This is a genomic window from Robbsia andropogonis, from assembly GCF_034047095.1.
GTDB classification, from domain to species: Bacteria; Pseudomonadota; Gammaproteobacteria; order Burkholderiales; family Burkholderiaceae; genus Robbsia; species Robbsia andropogonis.
Genome location: NZ_CP139170.1, coordinates 3327678 through 3347451, shown reverse-complemented (window position 1 = coordinate 3347451; position 19774 = coordinate 3327678). Strand labels below are relative to the sequence as shown.

The 19774-nt window shown below is 57.0% G+C and carries 14 protein-coding genes, 3 tRNA genes and 2 rRNA genes; 16 read left to right on the top strand and 3 right to left on the bottom strand.

Going from position 1 to position 19774, the window contains the following annotated elements; genetic code table 11:
• Positions 1 to 78 precede the first annotated feature (78 nt).
• The 7 genes from SJQ66_RS28060 to SJQ66_RS28030 all read left to right on the top strand — a co-directional run bounded on the left by SJQ66_RS28060 (position 79) and on the right by SJQ66_RS28030 (position 5774).
• Positions 79 to 825, top strand: a complete 747-nt coding sequence (locus SJQ66_RS28060; protein WP_024901923.1) for a Nif3-like dinuclear metal center hexameric protein — start codon at positions 79 to 81, stop codon at positions 823 to 825.
• 203 nt (positions 826 to 1028) lie between these two features.
• On the top strand, positions 1029 to 1607 hold the full coding sequence (petA, locus tag SJQ66_RS28055) for a ubiquinol-cytochrome c reductase iron-sulfur subunit (protein ID WP_046153622.1): 579 nt from the start codon (positions 1029 to 1031) through the stop codon (positions 1605 to 1607).
• 2 nt (positions 1608 to 1609) lie between these two features.
• Positions 1610 to 3070: a cytochrome b gene (locus SJQ66_RS28050; protein ID WP_407691581.1), complete on the top strand. Its 1461-nt coding sequence runs from the start codon at positions 1610 to 1612 to the stop codon at positions 3068 to 3070.
• A complete protein-coding gene (locus SJQ66_RS28045; protein ID WP_320534822.1) occupies positions 3067 to 3999 on the top strand; it encodes a cytochrome c1 in 933 nt (310 codons plus the stop codon). Before SJQ66_RS28050 ends, SJQ66_RS28045 begins: the two co-directional genes overlap by 4 nt.
• Before the next feature lie 262 nt (positions 4000 to 4261).
• Complete coding sequence (locus tag SJQ66_RS28040) at positions 4262 to 4900, top strand: glutathione S-transferase N-terminal domain-containing protein (protein ID WP_024901919.1); 639 nt, start codon at positions 4262 to 4264, stop codon at positions 4898 to 4900.
• A gap of 148 nt (positions 4901 to 5048) precedes the next feature.
• The gene (locus SJQ66_RS28035) at positions 5049 to 5669 is read left to right on the top strand and encodes a ClpXP protease specificity-enhancing factor (protein WP_024901918.1); all 621 of its coding nucleotides are present in this window, start codon (positions 5049 to 5051) and stop codon (positions 5667 to 5669) included.
• 29 nt (positions 5670 to 5698) lie between these two features.
• Positions 5699 to 5774, top strand: a tRNA-Thr gene (locus SJQ66_RS28030).
• 221 nt (positions 5775 to 5995) lie between these two features.
• On the opposite strand, the gene SJQ66_RS28025 is transcribed toward SJQ66_RS28030, so the two are convergent.
• From SJQ66_RS28025 to SJQ66_RS28015, 3 genes are all read right to left on the bottom strand, one after another.
• Positions 5996 to 6181, bottom strand: a complete 186-nt coding sequence (locus SJQ66_RS28025; RefSeq protein ID WP_024901917.1) for a tautomerase family protein — start codon at positions 6179 to 6181, stop codon at positions 5996 to 5998.
• Between the two features lie 118 nt (positions 6182 to 6299).
• Positions 6300 to 6701, bottom strand: a complete 402-nt coding sequence (locus SJQ66_RS28020; RefSeq protein ID WP_320534821.1) for an FKBP-type peptidyl-prolyl cis-trans isomerase — start codon at positions 6699 to 6701, stop codon at positions 6300 to 6302.
• A 121-nt stretch (positions 6702 to 6822) separates the two neighbouring features.
• Positions 6823 to 7452: a DUF938 domain-containing protein gene (locus SJQ66_RS28015; protein ID WP_320534820.1), complete on the bottom strand. Its 630-nt coding sequence runs from the start codon at positions 7450 to 7452 to the stop codon at positions 6823 to 6825.
• A 375-nt stretch (positions 7453 to 7827) separates the two neighbouring features.
• Between SJQ66_RS28015 and eat the strand changes: the two genes are divergently transcribed.
• The 9 genes from eat to SJQ66_RS27970 all read left to right on the top strand — a co-directional run bounded on the left by eat (position 7828) and on the right by SJQ66_RS27970 (position 19739).
• Positions 7828 to 9276 carry an ethanolamine permease gene (gene eat / locus SJQ66_RS28010; protein WP_024901914.1) on the top strand — a complete coding sequence of 483 codons (1449 nt, stop codon included), beginning with the start codon at positions 7828 to 7830 and terminating at the stop codon, positions 9274 to 9276.
• Positions 9277 to 9390: 114 nt separating this feature from the next.
• Entirely contained in the window at positions 9391 to 10776 is a 1386-nt protein-coding gene (locus SJQ66_RS28005) for an ethanolamine ammonia-lyase subunit EutB (protein WP_320535395.1), read from the top strand.
• A gap of 27 nt (positions 10777 to 10803) precedes the next feature.
• On the top strand, positions 10804 to 11640 hold the full coding sequence (eutC, locus tag SJQ66_RS28000; RefSeq protein ID WP_024901912.1) for an ethanolamine ammonia-lyase subunit EutC: 837 nt from the start codon (positions 10804 to 10806) through the stop codon (positions 11638 to 11640).
• A 165-nt stretch (positions 11641 to 11805) separates the two neighbouring features.
• On the top strand, positions 11806 to 13074 hold the full coding sequence (locus SJQ66_RS27995; RefSeq protein ID WP_320534819.1) for a helix-turn-helix domain-containing protein: 1269 nt from the start codon (positions 11806 to 11808) through the stop codon (positions 13072 to 13074).
• Between the two features lie 292 nt (positions 13075 to 13366).
• Positions 13367 to 13966 carry a Pr6Pr family membrane protein gene (locus tag SJQ66_RS27990; RefSeq protein ID WP_320535394.1) on the top strand — a complete coding sequence of 200 codons (600 nt, stop codon included), beginning with the start codon at positions 13367 to 13369 and terminating at the stop codon, positions 13964 to 13966.
• A 734-nt stretch (positions 13967 to 14700) separates the two neighbouring features.
• Positions 14701 to 16231, top strand: a 16S ribosomal RNA gene (locus SJQ66_RS27985).
• Positions 16232 to 16295: 64 nt separating this feature from the next.
• Positions 16296 to 16372, top strand: a tRNA-Ile gene (locus tag SJQ66_RS27980).
• Positions 16373 to 16451: 79 nt separating this feature from the next.
• Positions 16452 to 16527, top strand: a tRNA-Ala gene (locus SJQ66_RS27975).
• Between the two features lie 328 nt (positions 16528 to 16855).
• Positions 16856 to 19739 (top strand): 23S ribosomal RNA (locus SJQ66_RS27970).
• Together the 16S and 23S rRNA genes with 2 tRNA genes alongside form the textbook arrangement of a ribosomal RNA operon.
• Positions 19740 to 19774 lie beyond the last annotated feature (35 nt).

The following is a 19774-nucleotide window of genomic DNA, read 5'->3' as shown; positions in this document are numbered from 1 at the left end:
ATTTCGGGGTGTTCGGGCATGACCGACCTGACGAATTAACGCTTTTATCGAATCGAGGACCGAATCGTGGACGGCATTGTGGACCGAAATGAACTGGAATTGTATCTGAACAATCTACTGGAAATCGGGCGGTTCCGCGACTACGCCCCGAATGGCTTGCAGGTTGAAGGCCGCCGCAAGGTCGCGAAGCTTGCCACCGGTGTCACGGCGTCCATGGAGTTGCTGGACCAGGCGCTCGAATGGGGCGCGGACGCGATCCTGGTGCACCACGGCTATTTCTGGAAGAACGAGCGCCCCGCCATCACCGGTATGAAGGCCGCGCGCCTGCGTAGGCTGATGCAGGCGGACGTCAGTTTGTTTGCCTATCATTTACCGCTCGATTCGCATCCGGAGCTGGGCAACAACGTGCAATTGGCCAAGCGCCTTGGCTGGATCGCCGATGGCCGGTTCGGGCCGGATGACATGGGGTGGTCATCGGCGCTGCCGTTTCCGGTCACCCTCGAATCGTTGACGAAGCACATCGAGAACACGCTGGGCCGTGCGCCGTTGGTGATTGGCGACGCCCAAGTGGAGGTGCGTCGCGTGGCCTGGTGTACCGGCGGCGCGCAAGGCTATTTCGACGAGGCGGTGGCTGCCGGCGTCGATGTCTATATCAGCGGCGAAATCTCGGAGCAAACCACGCATATCGCACGTGAGACCGGGGTGGCGTATATTGCTGCGGGGCATCATGCCACCGAACGCTACGGTGTGCAGGCTGTCGGCGAGCGTATCGCCGATATGTTTGGTGTCACGCACCAATTCTTCGATGTCTTCAATCCGGTGTGAATCGGCGGCACGACGACGCGCCCGGCCTGGCGACATCGCGTGCGTGGGCGCTGTTTCCGACACTGCTTTCTTTTTGGGCTTTGATGCCGTATCCAGATGAATCGCCCGACCCCCGGCGGCACGAACAACCGGACCCCCATGCCGAAGGCACGCGGGGCACTGGCGATGATGACCGCATAGAGGGCGTCCATCGTGCGCGTCGGATGTGGATGGCCACCACGACCGCGCTCGCGGCTGCTGGCGGTGTCGTTGCAGTGATCCCGCTGGTGCGATCGCTGTCACCAACGGAGGCCGCACAGGAAGCAGCGGGTCCGGTGACGGTGGATATCGCTGGACTGGCACCCGGCAAGATGGTGACGGTGCGCTGGCGAGGCGTGCCGGTGTGGGTGTTGCATCGCACGCCCGAGATGATGCGAGACGTCCTTGCCGCTGTGCCGGACTTGGTGGACCCGTTGACGGCGCATCCGTATTCGATGCCACTGCCGGCATACTGCGCCAACCCTTATCGTTCGCGCGCCGAGCATCCGGAGATCATCGTGCTGGTGGGGGTGTGTACGCATCTGGGCTGCACACCCGCGCCACGTTTCACGCCGGGCGCGCAGCCCCATCTGCCCAACGATTGGCCTGGCGGCTGGCTCTGTCCCTGTCATGGATCGACGTTCGATCTGGCGGGGCGGGTATTCAAGAACAAGCCTGCGCCACAGAATCTGGATATCCCGCGCCATATGTATGAAACGCCCACGCGATTGCTGATTGGGCGCGACGAACAGGGGGACGCGTGAAAATCGATGGTGATCCGGATCGTTCCTGGGCGCATGCGTTGATCGATTGGGTTGATGCGCGTTTGCCGGTGCGCGCGTTCTGGCGTAAGCACATGAGCCACTATCGTGTACCGAGGAATCTCAATTTCTGGTACGTGTTCGGGTCGCTCGCGACGTTGGTGCTGGTGATCCAGTACGTCAGCGGCCTGTTTCTGACGATGCACTACAAGCCTGATGCCGGGCTGGCATTCGCCTCGATCGACCGCATCATGCGCGATGTGCGTTGGGGCTGGTTGATTCGGTATGTGCATACCACGGGCGCATCGTTGTTCTTCGTCGTGCTGTACCTCCATCTGTTTCGCGGTTTGCTCTATGGCTCGTATCAGCGGCCTCGCGAGCTGGTATGGCTGGCCGGGTGCCTGACGTTTTTGCTGGTCATGGCCGAGGCGTTCTTTGGTTACTTGCTGCCGTGGGGGCAGATGTCGTATTGGGGCGCGCAGGTCATCGTTCATCTTTTCTCGGCGATTCCGGGCGTGGGGGAGGGTTTTGCCACCTGGCTCCGGGGCGGCGCCACGATTTCCGATGCCACGCTGAATCGTTTTTTCGCTTTTCACGTGGTAGCCGTGCCGATCGCCTTGCTGCTGATCGTCGGCTTGCACCTCACCACGTTGCGGCAGGTGGGATCGAATAACCCGGACGGCATTGATCTACCGTCCGGTGAAGACGCCGCGAGCCGTGCCGCGCGGGAGGCGGATACGCTGCCGTTTCATCCGTACTTTGTCGTAAAGGACCTGCTCGCGGCGGCGCTCTTCCTGTTGCTCTTCGCCGTCATCGTCTTCTACGCGCCGACGATGCAGGGTTACTTCGTCGAACCGCTTAACGCGCTGCCTGCGGATCCGTTAAGTACCCCGGAAGACATCACGCCGGTCTGGTATTTCATGCCGTTCTATGCGGTGTTGCGCGCGGTGACCGAGCCCTTTCAATGGGGCATGACGGCGGTGGCGGCGTTGTGGGGCGTGTCGGGTCTGCTGACGGGAAAACGTGTCAGCGGCAAGGATGGTCGACGTTGCGCCATTAGGCGCGCGGTCATTGCCTTGTTGCTGGCGGCGGCGCTACTGTCGACGCAGGCGAAGCTTTGGGGTGTCTTACTGATGTTCGGCGCGGTGGGTGTGTGGTGCGTCGTGCCGTGGCTCGACCGTTCGCCGGTGCGCTCGATTCGGTATCGGCCGCTGTATCAACGTATCTGGTATGGGGCGGTGGCCATGGCCTTCGTCGGATTGGGCATCCTTGGCGGCCTGCCGGCAGGGGGGGCGGTGACGGTGCTGTCGCAGGCGGCGGTATGCGTGTATTTCGCATTCTTCCTGGGTATGCCGTACTGGAGTGTCCGAGGCCCGTTCCAACCGGTTCCGACGCGTCTTGTTAGCGGCGATGGTGGGAGCGCGGCCCATGCGCGAGACCCGGGGAACACGGAGGCGCAACAGTGAGTCGTACTGCGGAACGGTTTGCAATGGCGTTGGTGTCAGGTGCATTGCCATGGTCCGACGCTTGGCGGCGATCGGAGGCCCGAGGTGTCGTGGCGGGACCGCGCGCAGCGCGGGCGGTCTGGGCAATGCTGCTGGCGATGGGATTGATACTCGGTGCGCTGACGAACGGCCATGCCGCCGATGTTGGTACGTCGGTTTCCGCCTCTGCAACGGTCGTCGCGCAGGCGCCCATTTCGCTGGTGGCACCGACAAGCCAGCATGCTGATCTTGCCGCGCTGCGTCGCGGGGCACGGATGTATGCGACGTACTGCGCGGGCTGCCATGCCGTGTCATCGGTCCGTGTGGGGCAATTACAGGATTTGGGGTTCAGTCGCGATGAGGTGATGAAGGCCTTGAATCCGTCGGGAGCGGCGATGTCGGCGCCGATGGTGCCGGCGATGCCCGCCTCCGCGGCACAAGCCGCGTTCGGCGTGGTGCCCCCGGACTTGTCATCGATCGTCCAGGCTCGCGGCGCTGACTGGGTGTACACCTATCTGCGCAGCTTCTACACCGACCCGTCGCGACCGATGGGGGCGAATAATCTGCTTGTTCCCGATGTCGCAATGCCCGATGTCCTGGCGGGTTTGCACGGCCCGCGCCTCGCCGTGTTTCACGAGCAGGATGGCGCTGCTGCATCGCCCGGTGCGTTGCCAACAAGGAAGTTTGTGGGTTTTAAACAGCTCGCGCCCGGATCGATGACTGCTGACGCATATGACGATGCGTTATCGGATTTGGTGGCGTATCTTGGATGGATTTCCGATCCGTCGATGATCGATCGCCATCGGATCGGGCCGTGGGTCATCGGGTTTCTGGCGCTGTTCTGCTTTTCGTCCTGGCGACTTGCACGCGCATATTGGCGTCGTAAAAAGCCATCGAATCAACAAAATTAGCGGGTGCGTTAGGCGCGTCAGGGCACGGGGAAATGGCCAGATTCCCGCTTTTTCTGAAAATCACGTTATGACGCAATGTCGACAAAAAGTCGGTTGTTTAATATTAATTGAATGCAGATGAAGGGGCGTTGCAGGAAAAGCGCGACTTTTGCGAACCAAATAGGCATAATACGCGTCTGAGGTGCGCGGGTTGACCACGGTGACACAGCGATGTCGTACCGTGGCATAGCTGCGCCCATTCGGTTTTCAGAGGATTCCGGACATGATGGTTTTGTACTCGGGCACGACGTGCCCGTTCTCGCAGCGTTGCCGTTTGGTGTTGTTTGAAAAGGGCATGGATTTTGAAATTCGTGATGTGGACTTGTTCAACAAGCCTGAAGACATCGCGGTGATGAACCCTTATGGCCAGGTACCCATCCTGGTCGAGCGCGATTTGATTCTGTATGAGTCGAACATCATCAACGAATATATCGATGAGCGTTTCCCGCATCCGCAGTTGATGCCGCCTGATCCGGTGCAGTGCGCGCGTGCGCGGTTGTTCCTGCAGAACTTCGAGAAGGAGTTGTTCACGCACGTCGACACATTGGAGAATCGCAAGGCGACGTCCAAGGATGGCGAGAACGCCGCAGCGGTTGTGGAAAAGGCGCATGAGCGTGCACGTCTGGCGATTCGGGACCGGTTGACGCAGTTGGCGCCGATTTTCCTGAAGAACAAGCACATGCTGGGTGACGAATATTCGATGCTGGACATCGCGATCGCTCCGTTGCTGTGGCGCCTGGATCATTACGGCATCGAGTTGTCGAAAAACGCGGCGCCGTTGCTGAAGTATGCGGAGCGCATTTTCAGCCGTCCGGCGTACATCGAAGCGCTGACGCCTTCCGAGAAGGTAATGCGTCGTTGATCGTAGGGGATGATATCGCCGCGCCTTGGCGATTCGCGGTACCGGCTCGGTTCGGGCCGGAGTGACAGTGCAAGGCGGACGCGGTGCGGCAGCTTGCCGTACCCGATGGCGAGAATCAACCGGATGGGACGATCGCGGAGGAAAACGGATGTCCGATACATCGACAAAGCCTTATTTGTTGCGTGCACTATATGAGTGGTGCACGGATAATGGGTTCACCCCGCACATTGCGGTACGGGTGGATCAGCGCACACGTGTGCCGACGCAATTCGTGCGAGATGGCGAGATTGTGTTGAATATCAGCTTCGATGCGACCAACGGGTTGCAAATGAAGAATGACTGGATCGAGTTCAATGCGCGGTTTGGCGGCACGGCGCACAAGATCGAAGTGCCTGTAAGCAATGTGCTTGCGATCTATGCCCGCGAAAACGGCCAGGGGATGGCGTTTCCGGTGGAGGAAGGCGCGGATGTGCACACGGACGTGGGGGGCTCGGAAGTAGCGCGGGACGACACCTCCGACGAAGCGCGTGCGCTGACGCCGCCGGATGCGAAAGGCAACATCGTGCTGTCGGCCGTGCCGTCTGAACGGCGCGCGGAGACAACGCTGCGGTCCATCGACGGTGATGGCGCTGGCGACGGGGAGCCTGCCGCAGTGGCGGATTTTTCCGAGAAGTCGTCTGAAAGCGACAGTGAATCGCACGAAGATGGGGACGGATCAGACGATAATCCCAAGCCGCCGAACCGTCCGCGGTTGAAGGTTGTCAAATGATCGCGAAAATCGGGTAGAATCGCGGTTCCGCCGGCTTAGCTCATCTGGTAGAGCAGTTGATTTGTAATCATCAGGTGGTCAGTTCGAGTCTGGCAGCCGGCACCAAATACTAGTCCGAGGGTTACCTCGGAGCATGTCAAACCCGCGATAGCGCAAGGCTTCGCGGGCTTTTATTTACCGGACGAATGCGCGATTACTGAGCTTGTCGAGCATCGCGCGTTTTTGCAGGACGCTCTGCTTGCGGCGGAATGCGCTGCCGACGCGCCGATCTAGTGTCCCTCGACAGCACGGCACCATCGGGGGTGCGCCCCCAAACAGCCACGGCATTACCGTTCGCTAAACAACACACCTGCTTTCATCTTATCGGCTTTCGGCGTTTCTACTATTGAAACGACGACTGACTCTTTCGGCACCTGAAATGATTTTTCAACCGCTTCGGTGATGCCCAGCATCAGTTGCTTCTTCTGTTCCGGGGTTTTACCCGCGGCGGCATAAACGACGATTTCCGGCATGACGCACTCCCGTCCGATGAATGATGAAAAATCGTAGCACGCTCAACTTTCATGCGGCATGCGGCATGCGGCATGCGGCATGCGGTAGCGCTGCGTGCGCATCGCTCTTCGCTTGGATTCAGCCGCCAACCTTCAGCAGATCGATTTCGAACGTCAATGCGCTATTCGGCGGGATCGGGCCGACTTGCCGGCTACCGTAGGCAGTGGCTGCCGGGCACGTCAGCTTTGCCTTTCCGCCGACCTTCATTTTCTGCACACCCTGCGTCCAGCATGGAATTACCTGGTTCAGGCCGAACGTCGCCGGGCCGCCATGTTGGGCGGAGCTATCGAAAACGGTGTCATCGGACAAGGTGCCCTTGTAGTTCACCGTCACTTTGTCCGATGCGCTGGGTTGTGCGCCGGTGCCTTGAACGAGCTGTTGCACGACGACACCGGACGGCAGGGTCTCGGTTGTCGGAGCGGCAGCGAACGCGGAGGTGGATACCGCGGCGACCAGAAGAAATGCGCTCAGTGACTTCATAAATTCATTGCCTGATTAAAAAGAAAACGAAAAGGGTTGTCCCCATGCCAACGCCTCATTCTACGTCGGGCATCGGTTTGCCGCGCCGCCACAGTCCGATGTGATCAATGCGAGGTACCCATCAAACGCGTCGAAAGACCAAGGTTAAATTATTGGCGGGCATGTCGACGACTTCCGCGAGGTGCAAGCCTGCCGCGGTTCCGAGCGCTTCGACATCGGCCAGATCGCGAATGCCCCAGCGCTCATCCGTCGCGCGCAATTGCGCATCGAACACCGCATTGCTGGGTGCCGTATGCGCGCCGTTGCGCCGATAAGGCCCGTAAAGACATAACACGCCGTCCGCCGCCAAATACCGTTGCGCCCCATCGAATAATGCCTGCGCCGCAGTCCAAGGGGAGATATGAATCATATTGATGCACACGATTGCCGCGAGCGATTCAGCCGATGCCGGCAAAGGCCAAGGAAATTGGTGCACATCCAAGGATAACGGTGCGGCGAGATTGGGGAGCGCTGCATGCTTGCGCCACGCTTCTATCGAGTCACGTGCAGTGGCATCCACATCGGTTGGATGCCAAGTGATGGCAGGTAGTGCAGCAGCGAAATGCACGGCATGCTGGCCGGTACCACTCGCTATCTCAAGTACCGTGCCGGACTTGGGTAAAACGCGTGTCAAGACATGCAATATCGGATCGCGATTTCGCTCCGCGGAGGGGGATAGACGGCGAACCGGGGAAGAAGCCTGCTCATGCATGGAAAATCCTGTTATTTGACGATGCGGTAAGGGCGCATGCGGTAAGCCAACGCCCCGTGCAGGGCGCGCTTGCCCACACATTAAAAAGTTGTCCGATTGTACGCGTGGCGTGGCGTCCGCGATGTACGTAGACGCGGTACGCGAGAGGCATGTCGACAGTGCCACTGCTCGGCCCACCCAACAGTGCGTTAAGGTGGCGGACGTTCGCCGCAAATCTCACATTTATGCCGAATTTCGCTAACTCTCCCCATTTTCAGCGTGTTCGAATCGAGTGATTCAATTTCCCGCGCGTGAAGGCGCTGTAGCGGAAACAGGCGGCCCCGCCATTGGGCGAGTGTGCCAATAAGAAAACCGCATACGTTACCTGGGGATACCATGACGCCCGATATGAACGCTTCGGCGGCACTACCTGCCGCGCCGCAAGCCTTGAAGCAAACGCTGGGAACCTGGCAACTCTGGGGAATCGCCGTAGGTCTGGTGATTTCCGGGGAGTATTTTGGATGGAGTTATGGCTGGGCTTCGGCGGGGACGCTGGGCTTTCTAGTGACCGCCATCTTCATTGCGGCGATGTACGCCACCTTCATTTTCAGCTTTACGGAATTGACGACGTCGATACCGCACGCAGGTGGACCGTTTGCCTATGCGCGCCGTGCGTTTGGCCCCGTTGGCGGCTATATCGCCGGCATTGCGACGCTGATCGAATTTGTTTTCGCGCCGCCTGCCATCGCGCTGGCGATCGGGGCCTATCTCCATGTGCAGTTTCCCGGCCTTGATCCCAAAAATGCCGCGGTGGGAGCCTACATCATCTTCATGGCACTCAATATCGTTGGTGTGCAGGTCGCCGCGGCATTTGAGTTATGCGTAACGGTGCTGGCGATCTTCGAATTGCTCGTATTCATGGGGGTGGTATCGCCGGGTTTCCAACTCGCGAACTTCACAAAAGGGGGATGGTCCGGCGCCGATCACTTCACGTTAGGCAGTTTTTCGGGAATTTTTGCGGCGATTCCTTTTGCCATCTGGTTCTTTCTTGCCATCGAGGGGGTGGCAATGGCTGCGGAGGAGGCGCGTAATCCGCGTCGATCGATTCCTATCGCTTACGTGACAGGTATCATCACGCTCGTGCTTCTTGCCATCGGCGTCATGGTGTTCGCGGGCGCCGCAGGCGATTGGTCCAAGCTGTCGAATATCAACGACCCATTGCCGCAAGCAATGAAATACATCGTTGGTGACAACAGTAATTGGTTGCATATGCTCGTCTGGCTAGGTTTGTTCGGCCTGGTGGCTTCTTTTCACGGCATTATTCTGGGATATTCGCGTCAGATATTCGCGCTTGCCCGGGCGGGTTATCTCCCGCCTGCACTGGCGAAAGTGCATCCGCGTTTCAAGACGCCCCACCGTGCCATCCTTGCTGGCGGGGTCATTGGGATTGCGGCCATCTATAGTGATAACCTGATTCAGTTCGCCGGCCAGACACTGACGGCGAATATCGTGACGATGTCCGTATTCGGCGCCATCGTGATGTATATCATCAGCATGGCGGCGCTATTCAAGCTGCGTCGCACGGAACCGGGAATGGCACGTCCTTACAAGGCACCGTTGTTTCCGATTTTTCCAGCATTCGCACTGTGCGCGGCGGTGCTGTGTCTGGTGACGATGGTGTATTTCAATGCGCTTGTTGCCGGCATCTTCGCGGTGATCGTAGTGATCGGTTTTGCGTACTTCCTTGCCACGCGAAATCAGCGCGACCTGCATGCGTCGCCTGATGCTATCGCCAGTGCGGAATTTGCGGAAAACGATACGGCTGTCGTTGAGCGGCACCCCTGATTGCGTGTGTGCGGCGGCATGGAGAGGCGAGACGACGCTGTCGCCTTCTCTCGATTTGCGCGGCATGAGATGCGTAATGCGATGTGTGCCGCCCGCTTCTTTGAGGAGTAGATGATGGCGTTCTCCGAAATCATTGGCAGTCGCCGTTACGTGTTCGACGATTTGAAAACGTTGATGGCTAAGGCAACGCCGGAACGCTCCGGCGATCAACTGGCCGGCGTCAGTGCACAATCCGAAGAAGAGCGCGTGGCGGCAAAGATGGCGCTGGCCGCTGTTCCGCTGAAGACGTTTCTGCAGCAGGCGTTGATACCGTATGAAGACGACGAAGTCACGCGTCTGATCATCGATGATCATGACTTGTCGGCTTTCGAGCCCATTTCCCATCTGAATGTCGGCGATTTTCGAGATTGGATCCTGTCGGATGCCACGTCGTCGGAAGCGGTGTGTGATGTCGCCAAAGGTCTGACGCCGGAGATGGTCGCAGCGGTCTCCAAGATCATGCGGAATCAGGATCTGATTCTTGGCGCAAAAAAGCGGCCGGTGATTACGCGTTTCCGTAATACGCTTGGACTCCCGGGACGCATGGCCGTTCGCTTGCAACCTAATCACCCAACCGACGATGCACGCGGTATCGCCGCATCGATGCTGGATGGCTTGATGTATGGTTGTGGCGACGCCGTTATCGGCATCAACCCGGCAAGTGACAGCTTGCATGCCATCACTACCTTGTTGGTGATGATGGACGAGTTTCGCCAACGGTTCGATGTACCGACGCAGACCTGTGTCTTGACCCATGTGACAAATACGATTCAAGCGATTGAACGCGGCGCGCCGGTCGATCTCGTTTTCCAATCCATCGCAGGCACTGAAAAAGCGAATGCGAGTTTCGGCGTAACGTTGTCGGTTTTGCAGGAAGCGTACGAAGCAGGCTTGTCGCTGCAGCGGGGGACGGTCGGACAGAACGTGATGTATTTCGAGACAGGGCAGGGCAGTGCGTTGTCAGCCGATGCACACCATGGCGTGGACCAACAAACGTGTGAAACCCGCGCATATGGCGTTGCACGCAGATTTCATCCCTTGCTCACGAATACGGTTGTAGGGTTTATCGGTCCCGAATATCTCTACAACGGTAAGCAGATCACCCGAGCCGGCCTGGAGGATCATTTCTGCGGTAAATTGTTGGGCGTGCCAATGGGATGCGATATTTGCTACACGAACCATGCGGAAGCGGATTCGGACGACATGGATAACCTGCTGACGCTGCTTGGCGTGGCAGGCATCAACTTCATCATGGGGGTGCCCGGCGCGGATGACGTCATGTTGAATTACCAGAGCACGTCATTTCACGATGCGTTGTACACGCGATCGGTGCTTGGTCTAGGGCGTGCGCCTGAGTTCGAGGCCTGGCTCGAGTCGATGCGTATCGCGGATCGCGCGGGACGCATCCTCCCTGCATCTGCGATGCAGCCGCTATTGGCGCAGCAATGGATCGACGCCTAGTGGCGTGAACTGGAAAATACGGATTCAATGCGAGACAAACCGACCCTGCAATCCAATCCTTGGGATGCGTTGCGACAGTTCACGGGCGCACGCATTGCCTTGGGGCGTGCGGGAAACAGCATGCCTACCACGCCGTTGCTCGCGTTCAATCTCGCGCATGCGCAGGCACGCGACGCCGTCCACCAGCCGCTCGACGTCTCGTCTCTCCTGCAGGCGCTGCAGAGCGCGGGGTTCGAGGCATTGCGTGTCCGCAGTGCTGCAAAGGATCGTCTTGAATACCTTCGTCGACCTGACCTTGGCCGACGCCTTGCCGACGACAGCGCCGAACAGTTGCGGGCGTGTGCTGCGGAAGCGGCCGTATCGGAACGCGGACGCGATGGCGAGGCGGCCCCTCGATGGGATGTGGTTTTCGTCGTGGCGGACGGTTTATCATCCCAAGCCGCAGACCGTCATGCGGTGCCATTGTTGCAATGCGTCCGAAAGCGTCTGACAGATTGGCGGATCGCTCCTGTGGTGGTTGCAACGCAATCGCGAGTGGCATTGGGGGATGACGTGGGTGAGTTGCTGCATGCCCGTCTCGTGGTCATGCTGATTGGCGAGCGACCGGGGCTGAGTTCTCCTGACAGCCTCGGCCTTTATTTGACCCATGCGCCACGGCGCGGTACCAGTGATGCGCAGCGCAACTGCATCTCGAACGTCCGTCCTGAAGGTTTGGGATATGACGCCGCCGCATTCAAGTTATGCCATCTGCTCACCGAGGCGCGACGCCTCAAGCTGACGGGCGTTCAACTGAAAGACGACAGTGACGCGTTGCTGACGCGCATTGCCGATCCTGGAGCACTCCCGGCGCCCACGTCTGACTAATAATGCTGCCTGCACTCCCTGTAGTTCTAGCTGCGCCCCGTCGTGGGCGCGCACCGTTATTTTTTTCTTTCTACACTGGCGTATGAATTGAAACCGGTGCGTCCGGTTTCGCCATCCCCGTGTTTCGATGCGATGATTTCAGTCGTTCGGCGGAGAGAAACGACAATGACGATCATGTCCAGTGCGTCACACCGCGCGCGCGAGCCGCGCACCCGTGCTCCCGCGATGGCATGGGCCGCTGATGCCGCGCGCGTGCAGCCCGCCGCGAACGTCCCGGACGTGGAGCGCGTTGCTGCGGTACATGCGAGTGATAGCGCGCGAATCATGCGCCATGTTTCCGCGGACCCCAATATCCAGGCGGACGCCATTTCGGGATGGACGCAGCAATATGACCAGCTTAGCACCGGGCCTTTTTCAGGCTCGCTTACCGAATGGCAGTCAAATGGCTTTCATTTTTTCTCTGAAACAACGAGTCAGGCGTTGCGCCAGGCATGTCGCGTTCGATCTGGCGCGATCTGGTTCGGCATTCCAGACAGGCGTCTGACATCGTTCGACGGGAAGGATCGGCATTTGCCGGCGCCAGGGACAATGGTGCCCGTGGAAGAGGGGGCGGAGGACCTCGGTTGCATCTGCGCAAAGATACGTGCGCGTTCGATTGATGTCGACATGGTCGCTTGCCAGCAGGGCGATCGGGATTTTGAATTGGTCACGCCGTCCCGGTTCCGTATTTTTGGCATCGTCATAACGGAAAGCGCGTGGCGCGAGGTCATGCATGAGATGCATGACTGTCCGGATGTCCCGGGTGGAATCCGCGACGATCTTGTGCGTTTCGAGTTGACCGCCCTCGATGCGCTGCGGGAGGTCATGTATCGCGTCCTTTGCGCGGAACACAGTTTTGGTGTGGCGGAACGTCTATCACCCTTCCAGGCAGCGCATTTTCAAGATGAGGTGTTGCGGCTGCTTGCGAGCGGCTTGCGCCAGGCGGGAGACGTCGCACCGATCCCTGCAATGCCGAAGCCGCATCGACGATGGATAGTCGATACGGCGAGGCAATATGTGCTGGACAATCGAGAACGGCCTATCGGTATTCCGGAGTTATGCACGGCGCTGCGCGCGAGTCGCCGGACATTGCAATATTGTTTTCAAGGTATCTATGGCATGAGCCCGCAGCGGTATCTGCGTGCGACGCGTCTTAACGGCGTGCGTCGCGCGTTATTGTCCGAGGCGGTGAAGGTGTCATCAACTTTACCGTTGGGAGCCTTCTCGAAGGGCGACGAAGCGGGTCTTTCGCGATCATCCGTGATGTCGGAGAGACGGACGGTGCAGGAAATCGCGGCGGAATGGGGCTTTTGGCATCACAGCCAATTTACCGCGGATTATCGCCAGTTATTCGGCATGACGCCTTCGGAGACGCAGCGTCGCGGTGGCGTTTGAAAGCTGACTGTAGAAGGGGCCGTCCGTCGGGCCTATCTTTGATCCGGTTTCGTTTCGGGCTTAAACTACCGCCATGCGTACACCAACGGAACCCCTGTCTTCATCGCGCTACGGCGGGAACCGCTCGGCGAGGGAACATCTGCCGACGGGCAGCCGTGTTGCGCCGTCCACGCCTGCCAATGCGTCCGTCGATGACGTTGCAAACAACGCGCCGGCACCCCTGCCGACGCCGCCGTATGAATCGAATGTGCGTCTGAAGCCTGGGGCTGTCGGTTTGGTAACGGTCTTGGCGGTGCTGTCGTGCTTTGGTGCAGTAGGCCAGGTGACCAAGACAATGACATGGTTTATGTCTCAAGGATGGTCTTGGGCAGAAAGCGCTATTCGCACCGCGAGCTATTTGACAAATTTGACGATTGCCTTGTCGGCGGTCTGTTTTGTCGTCGTGCTCCTTGCAATGACACCACTTAAACGATGGTTGCCGCCGTGGAGCTACCGAGCGTCGGTGATTACTGCTGTGACGTTGTATCTGGCTTTTGTTGGTTGCGGATATAACCTGCTGCTGCGTGGTCACTGGGCGCCTACCGGCATGCGTGCCGTGCTCAACGAGGTGGTGCACACCATCGTGCCTATTTTGGCGCTGATCTATTGGATGCTTTACGTGCCTCGATTTACTGTAAATGCACGTCGTCTTTGGCTGTGGTTGGTCTACCCGCTGGGTTATCTTTTTTGCATGTTGTGGAGCGGCAGTTTTAGGGACTTCTATCCCTATCCGTTCATCAACGTCGAACGTCTCGGCATTGAGCGTGTGCTTGGTAATGCCCTGGGACTGGTCATTGGCTTTCTGGCCCTGATGGCGTTGTTCCTGCTTATCAATCATCGACGCCGACGGTAAAAAACGCCGCGCGTGGTTTGCCGCGCATGTCGTGGCATGGTGATGGCACGACATGCGCATCCTGGTTCTCCCTTGAGCGCATCGATCAGAAAGCTGTCTGACGCGGGGTGCGCGATTCAGTTGCCTTATCAATTTCACAAAAAACGCAAAAGTACTTGCAGGTTTGCTGGGTGTGTCCTATTATTCGGCTCCCCGCTGCAGACAAGGCGAAGCGTTTGTTGTGGTGGTGGGGCGGTGGTGAGAGAAGGTACTTGGTTTGAAGGGTCTTTTCTTGTTGCTGGTGTGGGTAGGCTTGGTCTGCAGGTGCTGAGGCTGGGTGGTTGAGCGGTGTGTGTTGTCAGGTGATGGTTTCTGGGTTGATGAGAGACGCGTTGCCGGGGGTGACAAAAAAACTGCTTGACGAGATGGTGGTGGTGGTACATAATCTCGCTTCTGTTCTGCAGCAAAACAGCGCGGTGGAGCAAAAGTGGTGGTGTTTGCGGTGAATCGACGGGTCGCCTAGTGCGAGGGAATGCCCAGCCAGTCGTTAAACGGTTCTTTAAAAATTTACAGCCGATAAGTGTGGGCGCTTGGTGACGGATGCGCGTTTGTTGGTTTAGGCCGATGAGCGCAAAGCAAAAGTATCAAGAGCTCGCACAAGAGAAGAAGTAAGGGTATGAATTTCGGTTCGTACTACTTGTTGATTCTTGAGTTGAGCGACCTATTCGGAAGAATAGAAAACAGTAACAGAGATTAAACTTAAGAGTTTGATCCTGGCTCAGATTGAACGCTGGCGGCATGCCTTACACATGCAAGTCGAACGGTAACAGGGAGCTTGCTCCGCTGACGAGTGGCGAACGGGTGAGTAATACATCGGAACGTGTCCTGTAGTGGGGGATAGCCCGGCGAAAGCCGGATTAATACCGCATACGATCTAAGGATGAAAGCGGGGGATCTTCGGACCTCGCGCTATAGGGGCGGCCGATGGCAGATTAGCTAGTTGGTGGGGTAAAGGCCTACCAAGGCGACGATCTGTAGCTGGTCTGAGAGGACGACCAGCCACACTGGGACTGAGACACGGCCCAGACTCCTACGGGAGGCAGCAGTGGGGAATTTTGGACAATGGGCGCAAGCCTGATCCAGCAATGCCGCGTGTGTGAAGAAGGCCTTCGGGTTGTAAAGCACTTTTGTTCGGGAAGAAAAGGCGAGGGCTAATATCCTTTGCTGATGACGGTACCGGAAGAATAAGCACCGGCTAACTACGTGCCAGCAGCCGCGGTAATACGTAGGGTGCAAGCGTTAATCGGAATTACTGGGCGTAAAGCGTGCGCAGGCGGTTTGTTAAGACAGATGTGAAATCCCCGGGCTTAACCTGGGAACTGCATTTGTGACTGGCAGGCTAGAGTGTGGCAGAGGGGGGTGGAATTCCGCGTGTAGCAGTGAAATGCGTAGATATGCGGAGGAACATCGATGGCGAAGGCAGCCCCCTGGGCCAACACTGACGCTCATGCACGAAAGCGTGGGGAGCAAACAGGATTAGATACCCTGGTAGTCCACGCCCTAAACGATGTCAACTAGTTGTTGGGGATTCATTTCCTTAGTAACGTAGCTAACGCGTGAAGTTGACCGCCTGGGGAGTACGGTCGCAAGATTAAAACTCAAAGGAATTGACGGGGACCCGCACAAGCGGTGGATGATGTGGATTAATTCGATGCAACGCGAAAAACCTTACCTACCCTTGACATGGTCGGAACCCTTGAGAGATCAGGGGGTGCTCGAAAGAGAACCGATACACAGGTGCTGCATGGCTGTCGTCAGCTCGTGTCGTGAGATGTTGGGTTAAGTCCCGCAACGAGCGCAACCCTTGTCCTTAGTTGCTACGCAAGGGCACTCTAAGGAGACTGCCGGTGACAAACCGGAGGAAGGTGGGGATGACGTCAAGTCCTCATGGCCCTTATGGGTAGGGCTTCACACGTCATACAATGGTCGGAACAGAGGGCTGCCAACCCGCGAGGGGGAGCTAATCCCAGAAAACCGATCGTAGTCCGGATTGCACTCTGCAACTCGAGTGCATGAAGTTGGAATCGCTAGTAATCGCGGATCAGCATGCCGCGGTGAATACGTTCCCGGGTCTTGTACACACCGCCCGTCACACCATGGGAGCGGGTTTCACCAGAAGTAGGTAGCTTAACCGCAAGGAGGGCGCTTACCACGGTGGGATTCGTGACTGGGGTGAAGTCGTAACAAGGTAGCCGTATCGGAAGGTGCGGCTGGATCACCTCCTTTCTCGAGCTTGAAGCATAAGTTGCTAAAGCGCTCACGCTTATCGGCTGTCATACGACAGGCTGTAGGGTCTGTAGCTCAGTCGGTTAGAGCACCGTCTTGATAAGGCGGGGGTCGTTGGTTCGAATCCAACCAGACCCACCATCTTGGTCTGGTTGGTTGCGCTAACTGGTGTGGTTGGGTGACGAACTAAGGGATGTACCTACAGTAGTAGTGGTGTCTTGGGGGTTTAGCTCAGCTGGGAGAGCACCTGCTTTGCAAGCAGGGGGTCGTCGGTTCGATCCCGTCAACCTCCACCAATTCCTAAGCTAAAGGGTATTTGTTGCGTATCCGCGAGGATGTGCGCTGAGTGCGTTTTAGCTTAGGCTTGGCCTAACACTGATGGATTCGATGAGAATCTAAATCGGCTGTCGTTCTTTAACAATTTGGAAGAAGTTCAATTCAATGGTGGCGTGCTGTGCGTTAGAGATGGCGTGCGGGATGCTGCCGAAATTTGGGTTGAGATTGTATCGAGAAGTATCTCAAAGCAGTGTGTCTTGAGAGAGGCGCACGAAATTGGAATACGGCACAACACCGATACTCACCTATGGCGTGACGTGTGCAGCGATGCAGACGTACTCGTTATAGGGTCAAGCGAATAAGTGCATGTGGTGGATGCCTTGGCGATTACAGGCGATGAAGGACGCGGTAGCCTGCGAAAAGCTTCGGGGAGCTGGCAAACGAGCTTTGATCCGGAGATGTCCGAATGGGGAAACCCGGCCCGAATGGGTCATCCTTGACTGAATCCATAGGTCAAGAGAAGCGAACGCGGTGAACTGAAACATCTAAGTAGCCGCAGGAAAAGAAATCAACCGAGATTCCCAAAGTAGTGGCGAGCGAAATGGGAAGAGCCTTGTACCTTTTAGCATGTGAGTTAGCAGAACGCTCTGGAAAGTGCGGCCATAGCAGGTGATAGCCCTGTATGCGAAAGCTTATGTGTGGAACTAGGGGTACGACAAGTAGGGCGGGACACGTGAAATCCTGTCTGAAGATGGGGGGGCCATCCTCCAAGGCTAAATACTCGTAATCGACCGATAGTGAACCAGTACCGTGAGGGAAAGGCGAAAAGAACCCCGGGAGGGGAGTGAAATAGATCCTGAAACCGCATGCATACAAACAGTCGGAGCCTCTTAATGGGGTGACGGCGTACCTTTTGTATAATGGGTCAGCGACTTACGTTCAGTAGCAAGCTTAACCGACTAGGGAAGGCGTAGCGAAAGCGAGTCCGAATAGGGCGCTTTAGTTGCTGGGCGTAGACCCGAAACCAGACGATCTATCCATGGCCAGGATGAAGGTGCGGTAACACGTACTGGAGGTCCGAACCCACTAATGTTGAAAAATTAGGGGATGAGCTGTGGATAGGGGTGAAAGGCTAAACAAGTCTGGAAATAGCTGGTTCTCTCCGAAAACTATTTAGGTAGTGCCTCGTGTATCACCTTCGGGGGTAGAGCACTGTAATGATTGTTGGGTCCATTGCGGATTACTTCGTCATAGCAAACTCCGAATACCGAAGAGTGCAATCACGGGAGACAGACATCGGGTGCTAACGTCCGGTGTCAAGAGGGAAACAACCCAGACCGCCAGCTAAGGTCCCCAAGATTGGCTAAGTGGGAAACGAAGTGGGAAGGCTAAAACAGTCAGGAGGTTGGCTTAGAAGCAGCCATCCTTTAAAGAAAGCGTAATAGCTCACTGATCGAGTCGTCCTGCGCGGAAGATGTAACGGGGCTAAGCCAGTCACCGAAGCTGCGGATGCAGATTTATCTGCATGGTAGGAGAGCGTTCTGTAAGCCTGTGAAGGTGTCTTGAGAAGGATGCTGGAGGTATCAGAAGTGCGAATGCTGACATGAGTAGCGATAAAGGGGGTGAAAAGCCCCCTCGCCGTAAGCCCAAGGTTTCCTACGCAACGTTCATCGGCGTAGGGTGAGTCGGCCCCTAAGGCGAGGCAGAAATGCGTAGCTGATGGGAAGCAGGTTAATATTCCTGCACCATTGTTAGATGCGATGGGGGGACGGATCGCGGAAGGTTGTCCGGGTGTTGGAAGTCCCGGTCCTTGTATTGGAGAAGGCGCTTAGGCAAATCCGGGCGCGGAATTCAAGGGTACGAGGCGAGCTGCTTAAAGCGGCGAAGCAATTGGAAGTGGTTCCAAGAAAAGCCTCTAAGCTTCAGTCTAACAAGACCGTACCGCAAACCGACACAGGTGGGCGAGATGAGTATTCTAAGGCGCTTGAGAGAACTCGGGAGAAGGAACTCGGCAAATTGGTACCGTAACTTCGGGATAAGGTACGCCCTTGTAGCTTGACAGGCCTGCGCCTGGAGGGTGAAGGGGTTGCAATAAACTGGTGGCTGCGACTGTTTAATAAAAACACAGCACTCTGCAAACACGAAAGTGGACGTATAGGGTGTGACGCCTGCCCGGTGCCGGAAGATTAAATGATGGGGTGCAAGCTCTTGATTGAAGTCCCGGTAAACGGCGGCCGTAACTATAACGGTCCTAAGGTAGCGAAATTCCTTGTCGGGTAAGTTCCGACCTGCACGAATGGCGTAACGATGGCCACACTGTCTCCTCCCGAGACTCAGCGAAGTTGAAGTGTTTGTGATGATGCAATCTCCCCGCGGCTAGACGGAAAGACCCCATGAACCTTTACTGTAGCTTTGCATTGGATTGTGAACAAATCTGTGTAGGATAGGTGGGAGGCTATGAAGCAGGGACGCCAGTTCTTGTGGAGCCACCCTTGAAATACCACCCTGGTTTGTTTGCGGTTCTAACCTTGGTCCCTGAATCGGGATTGGGAACAGTGCATGGTAGGCAGTTTGACTGGGGCGGTCTCCTCCCAAAGTGTAACGGAGGAGTACGAAGGTACGCTAAGTACGGTCGGAAATCGTGCTCATAGTGCAATGGCATAAGCGTGCTTAACTGCGAGACCCACAAGTCGAGCAGGTGCGAAAGCAGGTCATAGTGATCCGGTGGTTCTGTATGGAAGGGCCATCGCTCAACGGATAAAAGGTACTCTGGGGATAACAGGCTGATACCGCCCAAGAGTTCATATCGACGGCGGTGTTTGGCACCTCGATGTCGGCTCATCTCATCCTGGGGCTGTAGCCGGTCCCAAGGGTATGGCTGTTCGCCATTTAAAGAGGTACGTGAGCTGGGTTTAAAACGTCGTGAGACAGTTTGGTCCCTATCTGCCGTGGGCGTTGGATATTTGAAGGGGGCTGCTCCTAGTACGAGAGGACCGGAGTGGACGAACCTCTGGTGTACCGGTTGTCACGCCAGTGGCATCGCCGGGTAGCTATGTTCGGAAGAGATAACCGCTGAAAGCATCTAAGCGGGAAACTTGCCTTAAGATGAGATATCCCTGGGAACTTGATTCCCCTAAAGGGTCGTTCGAGACCAGGACGTTGATAGGCTGGGTGTGTACGGACAGTAATGTCCTTAGCTAACCAGTACTAATTGCCCGTGAGGCTTGATCCTATAACCAGTGCGTTTGTGTGTAAGACGGCCAGAGA